Origin of the sequence: Methylorubrum podarium (assembly GCF_022179745.1) — a bacterium.
In the GTDB taxonomy this organism is placed as follows: Bacteria; Pseudomonadota; Alphaproteobacteria; order Rhizobiales; family Beijerinckiaceae; genus Methylobacterium; species Methylobacterium podarium.
In genome coordinates this window covers 1-8,553 of sequence record NZ_BPRD01000314.1, presented here as the reverse complement: position 1 = coordinate 8,553, position 8,553 = coordinate 1, and the positions used below count along the sequence as shown (strand labels likewise).

Annotated in this window: 7 protein-coding genes and 2 pseudogenes; 2 read left to right on the top strand and 7 right to left on the bottom strand. The window is 73.9% G+C overall.

From position 1 onward, the window contains the following. Both MFF42_RS15800 and MFF42_RS15795 read right to left on the bottom strand, forming a co-directional pair. Positions 1-277 (bottom strand): annotated as a pseudogene (locus tag MFF42_RS15800) (class GN sortase); the annotation flags it as partial. Beyond that, positions 274-2,457: a marine proteobacterial sortase target protein gene (locus tag MFF42_RS15795; protein ID WP_238256597.1), complete on the bottom strand. Its 2,184-nt coding sequence runs from the start codon at positions 2,455-2,457 to the stop codon at positions 274-276. The pseudogene MFF42_RS15800 and the gene MFF42_RS15795, both read right to left, overlap by 4 nt. 253 nt (positions 2,458-2,710) lie before the next feature. Here MFF42_RS15795 and MFF42_RS15790 point away from each other — a divergent pair. Next, a pseudogene (locus MFF42_RS15790) lies at positions 2,711-3,313 on the top strand (histidine phosphatase family protein). Here the strand turns inward: MFF42_RS15790 and MFF42_RS15785 are convergent. The 3 genes from MFF42_RS15785 to MFF42_RS15775 all read right to left on the bottom strand — a co-directional run bounded on the left by MFF42_RS15785 (position 3,304) and on the right by MFF42_RS15775 (position 5,791). Then, positions 3,304-4,032 (bottom strand): hypothetical protein, encoded by a 729-nt coding sequence (locus MFF42_RS15785; protein ID WP_238256596.1) that lies wholly within the window; start codon positions 4,030-4,032, stop codon positions 3,304-3,306. The pseudogene MFF42_RS15790 and the gene MFF42_RS15785 overlap by 10 nt on opposite strands. Before the next feature lie 65 nt (positions 4,033-4,097). Continuing rightward, positions 4,098-5,111, bottom strand: coding sequence for a nickel/cobalt transporter (locus MFF42_RS15780; RefSeq protein WP_238256595.1), 1,014 nt, complete (start codon positions 5,109-5,111; stop codon positions 4,098-4,100). Continuing rightward, entirely contained in the window at positions 5,102-5,791 is a 690-nt protein-coding gene (locus tag MFF42_RS15775; RefSeq protein WP_238256594.1) for a DUF1007 family protein, read from the bottom strand. The genes MFF42_RS15780 and MFF42_RS15775 overlap by 10 nt, the downstream gene beginning before the upstream one ends. Positions 5,792-5,901: 110 nt before the next feature. On the opposite strand from MFF42_RS15775, the gene MFF42_RS15770 reads away from it, so the two are divergent. Further along, positions 5,902-6,588, top strand: a complete 687-nt coding sequence (locus tag MFF42_RS15770) for a DUF7002 family protein (protein ID WP_238256593.1) — start codon at positions 5,902-5,904, stop codon at positions 6,586-6,588. Here MFF42_RS15770 and MFF42_RS15765 read toward each other — a convergent pair. Beyond that, positions 6,575-7,033, bottom strand: a complete 459-nt coding sequence (locus MFF42_RS15765) for a cytochrome c-type biogenesis protein (protein WP_238256592.1) — start codon at positions 7,031-7,033, stop codon at positions 6,575-6,577. The two genes, MFF42_RS15770 and MFF42_RS15765, sit on opposite strands and share 14 nt — an antisense overlap. Beyond that, positions 7,030-8,553, bottom strand: a 1,524-nt coding sequence (locus tag MFF42_RS15760; RefSeq protein WP_238256591.1) for a heme lyase CcmF/NrfE family subunit, incomplete at its 5' end; no start/stop codon positions are given. The genes MFF42_RS15765 and MFF42_RS15760, both read right to left, overlap by 4 nt.

Below are 8,553 nucleotides of genomic sequence, written 5' to 3'. Positions count from 1 at the left end.
CGAGCGCCACGTAGCTCTCGCGCAAGTCCGGGAAGACGATGCGGGCGACCGGCACCGTGTCGGCCCAGGGCCAGGGCCGCACGCCCGTCCCCTCGGCGAGGGAACGGGCGAAGGCGCGCTCCAGAAGAATCTGCGCCAGGGCGGCCTTGGCCGGGATCCAGGCGGCCTGCGCGAGCAGCACCAGCCCGGACACGACGAGGAGGGCGGCCGGAAGGGCGAAGACGCCCGTCCGGCCGGGACGCCGCGGCGCGGCGTCCGTGCCTGCGCTCCCGCTCACGCCGCGACCCGGCGGCTGCGGCGGGCGAGGACGAGACCGAGCGCCAGCAGCAGGCCGCCGAGCAGGGCCCGGATCTCGAAATCCGTCGCGGTCTGCGGCAGCGCGACCGGCTGCGCGGCGGCGAGTTGGGCGGCCGGGGCGGCGGCGCGGCGCTGGCGCGGCGGGGGAAGCGGCTGCACCTCGTCCTCGCCGAACAGGGCGGCGAAGTCCCAGCCCGCCGGCAGGTTGAGGGGCAGGTCGGTGCTGGCGAGGCGGGCGCCGGCCGGCCGGCGCGGGGTGGCGTCCACCGCCACCAGCGAGGTCAGGCGGGTGGTGAGCCCGTGGTCGAGGGCGAGCCGCAGGATCGCGGCGTCGGCGGCATCGGGCGAGAGTCCGCCGGTCAGCCGCGCGGTCTCGGCCTCGGCGATCTTCGCGCGCGCCCAGAGCTTGCCGATGCCGGTGCCGGCCTCCGCCCGGTCGAGCGGCAGCACCGTCTGCCACGGTTGTCCGCCGATCCGGCCAGTGAGGGTGAGCGTCCCGCGCGCCTGCTCCATCCGGGCCGAGAGGGTCAGCGGCTCGCCGCGGTAGAGGTCGGGCAGGCGGGCGGGCGTGGCATCGACGCCGGGCTCGGAGAAGGTCGCGGTCAGGTCGGTGACGGCCGGGCTCTCCAGCTTCACCAGCAGGGCGCGCATCCGCTCGGTCACCTGATCGGGCGTGCCGATCTGGGTGACGCTGCCGCGACCGAGTTCGGCGGCGTGGCTCATCAGGTAGCCGTTCGGGGCCGAGCCGATGCCGACCATGAACAGCCGCGAGCGCCCGCGCTCCGCCGCGATGGCGGAGAAGATCTGCCCCTCATTGCCGATGGCGCCGTCGGTGAGGAACACGACCTGCCGCAGGCGGCCGGTCTCCCCGGGGGTCGCGTCCCGCAGGGCGGCGCGCAGCGGGGCCAGCATCTCGGTGCCGCCGCTGGCCTCCAGGCCGGCGACGAAGCGCTTGGCCCGGTCGAGATGGGTCTCGTCGGCGGGCACGACGTCGGGGAACAGCACGTCGTAGCTGTGATCGAAGCGGATCACGTTGAAGCGGTCGCCCAAGCGCAGCCGGTCGAGGCCGATCAGCAGGCTCGCCTTGGCCTGCCGCATCGAGGCGCCGCCCATAGAGCCGGAATTGTCGATCACGAACACCACGTCGCGGGGGATCGGCGCGGCCGGGTTCGCGGCCTCCGGCGGGGTCACCACGGCGAGCACCGCCTCGCCCCCCGCGACCCGCTCGCGGAACAGGCCGACCGCGGGCGCCTCGCCGGGAGCGGCGGTCCAGGTCAGCTCGAAGTCGCGGTCGGCGGCGGTGGCGCCGTCGGCGAGCGTGACCCGGCGCTCGCTCGCGGAGACCTCCTCGACACGGATCGCGTGGGTGGCGCTGCGCACCGTGCCCAGCGGGAAGCCGGCCTTGAGGTCGATCTGAAGCGTCAGCGGGTTGACCGGCGCGTGGCGGGCCGGGTCGAGCACCGGCGCCGCGATCTTTTGGCGGTCGGGGACGGGATCGGCGGCGGAGATCCTCTCGGCGGCGGCCGTCACGGCCGGCGGGGCCGGGCTGTAGCGCGGGGCGGCCACGGTCGGCAGGCGTAAGGAGGCGGTGCCGCCCGATTGCCGCACCGGCTGCTGGTACGCGATCTGCACCAGCACGGTCTCGCCGGGGCCGATATTGGCGACCGCGTTGGTGAACAGGTTGGGCCGCTGCTGCTCGGTGAGCGCGGCGGCCCTGCCCTCGGCCTTGGCCGCCTCGTAGACGCGCCGCGCCGCCTCGCGCTCGCGGATGTCGGCGACGATGACCCGGTCGCCGATCACGAGCTTCATCGTATCGACCGCCGCATCCTCCGGCAGCGGGAACAGGTAGGTGCCCTCGACCCACTCCGCGGTGGTGTTGCGGAAGGCCTGGGTGATCGTCGCCCGCGCGGTCGGACCGCTGACGGTGATCGCGGCATCCGCCTTGAGGCGGGGCGCCTCGACCGGCGCGCCGCCCTCGGAGCGGAGCAGCAGCGTGCCGCCGCCTTCCGCACGCGTCTCCTGGGCCTTTGCCGGCGCGATGCCGGCGACGAGGGCGAGCAGCAGGGCGATCAGCGGGCCGAGCAGCAGGTTGCGCGGCAGGCTTGGCGCCGGGTGAGAGAGGGGCGAGCGGGGATGCGAGGACAGGGGAAGCGGGAGCATGGGAGCCTCCATCGGCGGATGCCGGCCGGGCGGCCGGTTCCTGCCAAGGCTCCTCCAGCGGGGGTCGCGCCGCCACGGGACGCTTCGCCAACCTTCGGCCCCGGCCCGCACCGGAACCGCCCGCGCTGTCCGGAAAGCGGCGCCGTTCGTCCCTTACCGTGACGCTTCGTCCGGATCGGTGCGGGATCGACGGCCCGAGCCCGCGGCGTCACGGCCCGCTGTCAGGCCGGCGCGAACCGCCTACATCGGGCCGATGTCCCGCTCGTCCTCCACCCGCATCGTCTGCATCCGCCACGGCGAATCGACCTTCAACGCGCATCACGAGGCGACGGGGCGCGACCCCGGCCATATCGATGCCCGCCTGTCCGAGCGCGGCCACGTCCAGGTCGCCGCCGCGCGGGAGGCGCTGCGCGCGATTCCCTTCGAGCTCGTCGTCACCTCGCCGCTGACCCGGGCGCTCCAGACCACCGCGGGCATCTTCTCCGATCACCCGTCCCGGCCCGACGTGCTGGTGGAGGTGCTGCACCGGGAGTGCTAGGAGAGCAGCTGCGACATCGGCCGGGCGGCCTCGGTCCTGGCGCAGGAATTCCCGGCCTTCCGGGTCGATCACCTGCCCGAAACGTGGTGGTACGCGGACGGGGAGGCGGGGCCGGAGGGATGGCACGTCGAGCCGCGGACCCTGTTCGACCGGCGGGTCGCGGGGTTCCGCGACTGGCTGCGGGCGCGGCCGGAGCGGACCATCGCGGTTGTCGGCCATTGCACCTTCTTCTATCACCTGACCGGCCGCTGGCTCGCCAACTGCGAGGCGCTCGACATCGACCTCGCGGCGGAGCCGCGCCCGCGCGCTTACGGCTGAACCTTTGCCCGCGCCGCCTCCAGGCGAGTGCGGGCGGAGAGCAGGTCGATCTCCGGCGCCTGGCGGCCGATCCGGAGCGCCTCGTCGAGAATCCGAAGCGCGGTCCGCCACGTCCCCTCCGCGAAGGGGGCGGCCCCCTCCGCGACCTCGGCGGCGCTGCGCGGGTCGGCGAAGGCGCGCAGGGCCGCGGTGGCGGTGCGCGACACGGCGGAGGCGCGGGCGCCCACGACCCAGGCGTGGCGGCAGGCGGCGGCGTGGGCGAGCGCGCCGCCCTGCATCTCGGCGGCGCGCAGCGCGACCATGGCCCCCGGCGCGTCGGAGGCCGTCTCGCAGCGGGCGGCGAGCGCCGGCAGGCCGGCCGCGTCGAGGAGCGGCGGCAGAATGCGGCGGGCGCTCTCGAGCGCGAGGAAGGCGGTGCGGTCGGCCTCGACCTCAGATGTATCCGCGGAACCGGAGAGCCGCAGCACGAAGGCCATCAGACCCTGCCGCTCGGCCTCCGGCATGGCGTCGTTGAGGCCGAGTGCGTAGGCCGCGAGCGGGCGCGAGAAGCAGGGCGGACAGTCCTCGCTCGCGGTGATCGCCCGGTAGGGCAGACCCGCCGCCACCAAAGCCGCCTCGTTGATGCAGGTGCCCCCGTCCGGCCCCGGGAAGGCGTGCGATCCCTTCAGAAGGCGCCAGTTCAGGAGGGGCGCGAAGGCGTCGAGGGCGTGGTCGCTCAAGCAGGGCTCCTCCCGATCCGAGAGGGCAGCCTGCCACGGCTCGAAGGGCGTTGGCGAGAGGGCGTTTAGCCACCCAGGCCGGTGGCCAGTCCCGACAGCATGGCGAGTCCCAGCACCAGCACGAAGGCCCCGGCCAGGAGTTCGAGCCCGCCGACCGCGAGGGCGCCGGCCTGACCGCGCCCGCCCGCGAGGCGCAAGGCCAGGGCCTTGGCGAAGACGGCGAGGCTCGCGAGCCCCCCGGTGGTGAGCGCGGTGCCGAGCGCCATGGCGAAGGTCGCGGCGATGCCGGCGGCGAGCATCCCTTGCGCGGCGCAGAAGACGAGGATCAGCACCGCCCCTGCGCAGGGGCGGGACCCCGCGGCGAGCACGACGCCGATCCGCTCGCGCCAGCCGTCGAGCCGGTCGAGGGCGGCGGCGTCCGTCAGACCGGCATGGCCGCAGCCGGGGCCGCAAGCGGCGGCCGGCGCATCGGTGGCGAGGCCGGCGAGCCGCCCGGCCTTGCGCCACGTCACCGCGGCGCCGAGCCCCGCCACGAGGGCGAAGCTCACGGTCTCGATCAGGGTGCCGGCCCGCGTCATGCCGGTGGCAGTCGCCCGCAGGACGAGGACGCCGACCAGCACGATGGCGATGGCGACGAGTGCCTGGAGCAGGGCGGCGGCGGCGCTCAGGGCGAAGCCGCGCCGGAGCGTGCGCTCGCCCGCCACGATGTAGCCGGCGATCACCGCCTTGCCGTGGCCGGGCCCGGCGGCGTGGAACACGCCGTAGGCGAAGCCCATCACGACGAGCGGCGTCCAGGTTCCGCCCGCCTTCAGCGCCGTCACCGCCGCGCGAAGCTGGCTCGAGAAATTGGACTGGACCGCGAGCAGCCAGCCGCCGAGCCCGGTCGCGGCGGGGGCGGCCTCGCGAAAACCGATGCCGAAGGGCGAGCGTGGCGGCGGGGCGGCGACGGGGCCGAGCACCCAGGCGACGGCGGCGAGGAGGCCGGCGGCCGCCAGCACCGAAGCGGCGGCGAAGATCAGACGAAGCGGCCAGCGGACGCCCGCCGTGCCCGCGGGGCGCAACGCGGCGGTCAGGGACATGCGACGATGGCCCGGTTGGCGAACTGCTCGCCGTAATTCGCGGCCGCCGTGAGCGCCTCGAACATCGCCTCGGTCATCGACTGGCCGGCGGAGGCGACCGCGGGCTCGGCGTTCTTCGCCCGCGTCACCGTCATGCTGCAGCCGGGGGCGGCGCCGGCGAGGCGCAGCGCGTCGGCGCCCTCGGCGAGGCTGAAGGCGATGAAGTAGGTCGGATCGTAGATCTCGACCGCCGCGACGCCCCTGCCCTGCGGGGCGGGCGTCTTCAGCGGCAGCAGGAAGCTTAAGGTGAGCTTGCCGCCCTCCATGGCCATCCGCGCCTCCTGCGGCTCGGCGAAGGCCTGCTCCTTGCCCGCCACCTTGAGCTTCGTGAAGTAGGCGAACTCGGCGAGGTTGGCGGCCTGCTCGTTGGCCGAGCCCTGCAATTCCTCGGGGGAGAGCTTGCCGTCGCCGTTCGCGTCCAGCCCCTGGGTCAGGAAGGCGGTGTATTCGGGGTCGAAGGTCCAGGCGTGGCGGATGCCGGTGACGCGGCCCGCCTCGTAGGCGAGCTCGGCCTTGGCCGTGATCCAGACATGCGGGTGGGCGCTGGCCGAACGGATGGCGGCGAGATTGATCGCGAGGCCGGCCGCGAGGGCGAGCCCGGCGGCGAGGGCGAGACGTCTGAGGGATGCGGCGATCGGCATGGCGCTCGGATCGGTCTTGCCTGCGTTGGAGGAGGGTGCGGCCTGCGACTCTTGCCCGGACGATCGGGCGAAAGCAGGGCGCCGCGGCGGCGCGTGAAACGGATGGTTCGATGACGGAGGCCGAACTCGCGGAACTCCTGCGCGATTGCCCGACCCTGTTCCACATGGCGGAGGCCGGCGCTTGGCCGACGATCCGCTGTCACGGGCTCCTGAGCACCCATTCCGCCCTCGACCGGTTCGCCGTGCTCGACGCGACCCGCGCGGCGGCGGAGCGGCGGCGACCGGAGGGGATCGTGCTGGAGCGCGCCGATCTCGGCCGGATCGTGCTGCGCGATCAGAAGCCGCTCAGCGACCGGGCCCTGACCCGCTGCCTGCGCGACGGGTTGACCCCGGCGGACTGGCACCGCCGGCTCAACGAACGGGTGTTCTTCTGGTTGAGCCGGAAGCGGGTGCTGACGCTGCTGGCCGGCCGCGCCTACCGGGATCACGCCCACGAGATCCTGGAGATCGACGCGGCGGCCCTGGTCGCCGCCCACCGCGACCGGATCGAGCTCTCCGCCATCAATTCGGGCGCGACGGGACGTTTCCCGGCACCGCGCGGCGCGGACACGTTCCGGCCGATCGACGCCTACCCTTACGCGGAATGGCGGAAGAAGCGGCCGCGCGGCGAGCGGGTGGTGGAGCTGACGGTGCTCGGCGCCGTGCCGGACCTGGAGCGCTTCGTGCGGCGCGTGGTCGTGATGCGCGGGGCGGACGAGGTGGAAATCCTCGCGGAGGCCGCGCCTACGGCCGCTTGAGCAGCGCCTCGACCTCCGCCTGCTCCGCCTCCGACAAGCCCTCCCGCGGCGGCGGGCGGCGGCGCGACAGGCGCCAGATGCCGAAGGCGCCCAGCCCCACCGCGAGGAGCGGGCTCAGCCAGAGCAGCAGCGTGTGCCAGCCGAAGACCGGGCGCAGCAGCACGAACTCGCCGTAGCGGGCCACGACGTAATCGACGACCTGGCCGTTGCTGTCGCCCTCCTTCAGCCGCTCGCGCACCAGCACGCGCAAGTCCTTGGCGAGCGGCGCGTCGGAATCGTCGATCGACTGGTTCTGGCAGACGAGGCAGCGCAGGCCCTCCGAGATCTGCCGCGCCCGCGCCTCCATGGCGGGATCCTTCAGCACCTCGTCCGGCTGAACGGCGAGCGCCGGGAGAGCCGCGAGGCTCAGGGCGAGCGCGATGATCGTGGAGCGAAGGCGGCTCATTCGGCGGGCACCGCGGAGGGGGGCAGCTTGGCACGCGCCTTGACCGGGGCGCCGACGCGCATGCGCCGATCGGTGAGCGAGAGGCCGCCGCCCGCCGCCATGATGAGCGAGCCGATCCAGATCAGCAGCACCAGCGGCTTGTAGTAGAGCCGCATGCCGATGGCGCCGTCGGGCATGACCTCGCCGAGGCTGGCGTAGATCTGGCTCACGCCCACCGTCTTCAGGCCGGATTCCGTCACGGTCATGCGGCGGGACGGGTAGAAGCGCTTGCCGGTCTCGACCGTGCCGACATAGTCGCCCGCGCGGTTGCGCACCGTCAGGAAGGCGGTGGTCTCCTCGAAGTTCTTGCCCTTGGTCGGGCCGACCCGGTCGAGGGTGGCGACGTAGGGGCCGGAGGCGACCTGACCGCCCGGCCGGATCGTCGCGAGACCCTCCGTCGCCCAGCCCTGCCCGGCGATGCCGAGCACCACGACGCCGACGCCGGCATGGGCGAGCGCGGTGCCCCAGGCCGAGCGCGGCAGGCCGATCGCCCGGCGCCAGGTCGTGCCGAGGTCGCGGGTCCGGTTCTGGCCGTAGCCGCGGGCGCGGGCCCAGATCTCCAGCACCGAGCCGATGATGAGGTAGGCGCCGAAGCCGAGGCCGACGGGGGCCATGATCGGACCGCCCCAGGTGAGCGCCGCGGCGGCGAGCGCGACGACGAGCGCCACCGCGAAGGCCGCGAACAGGCGCTGCGCCGCCGCCGCGGCGTCCCCCCGCTTCCAGGCGAGCGCCTGCCCGAACGGCACGATCAGGAGGAGCGGCAGCGCCAGCGGAATGAAGGTCCAGTTGAAGAAGGGCGGGCCGACCGAGATCTTCTCGCCCGTCAGCATTTCGAGGAGCAGCGGGTAGAGCGTGCCGACGAACACCGTGGCGCAGGCGGCCACCAGGAACAGGTTGTTCATCACCAGCGCCCCCTCGCGGGAGATCGGTGCGAACAGGCCGCCCTGGCGCAGGCTCGGTGCGCGCCACGCGAACAGGCTGAGCGCGCCGCCGATGAACAGCGCGAGGATCGCGAGGATGAAGACGCCGCGGCTCGGATCGGAGGCGAAGCTGTGCACCGAGGTGAGCAGCCCCGAGCGGACGATGAAGGTGCCGACCAGCGAGAGCGAGAAGGTGAGGATGGCGAGCAGGACCGTCCAGACCTTGAGCGCGTCGCGCTTCTCCATGACGACGATGGAGTGCAGCAATGCGGTGCCCGCGATCCAGGGCATCAGCGAGGCGTTCTCGACCGGGTCCCAGAACCACCAGCCGCCCCAGCCGAGCTCGTAATAGGCCCAGTACGAGCCCATGGCGATGCCGAGCGTCAGGAAGCTCCAGGCGATCAGCGCCCAGGGCCGCACCGCCCGCGCCCAGACGGCGTCGATCCGCCCCTCGATCAGCGCGGCGACGGCGAAGGCGAAGGTGATCGAGAAGCCGACATAGCCGAGATAGAGCAGCGGCGGATGGATCGCGAGGCCGAGATCCTGCAGCAGCGGGTTGAG

Excerpts from the sequence above, each read along its gene's own strand:
- MFF42_RS15795 (WP_238256597.1), bottom strand. The coding sequence starts at position 2,457 with ATGCTCCCGCTTCCCCTGTCCTCGCATCCCCGCTCGCCCCTCTCTCAC.
- MFF42_RS15780 (WP_238256595.1), bottom strand. The coding sequence starts at position 5,111 with ATGTCCCTGACCGCCGCGTTGCGCCCCGCGGGCACGGCGGGCGTCCGC.
- MFF42_RS15775 (WP_238256594.1), bottom strand. The coding sequence starts at position 5,791 with ATGCCGATCGCCGCATCCCTCAGACGTCTCGCCCTCGCCGCCGGGCTC.
- MFF42_RS15770 (WP_238256593.1), top strand. The coding sequence starts at position 5,902 with ATGACGGAGGCCGAACTCGCGGAACTCCTGCGCGATTGCCCGACCCTG.
- MFF42_RS15765 (WP_238256592.1), bottom strand. The coding sequence starts at position 7,033 with ATGAGCCGCCTTCGCTCCACGATCATCGCGCTCGCCCTGAGCCTCGCG.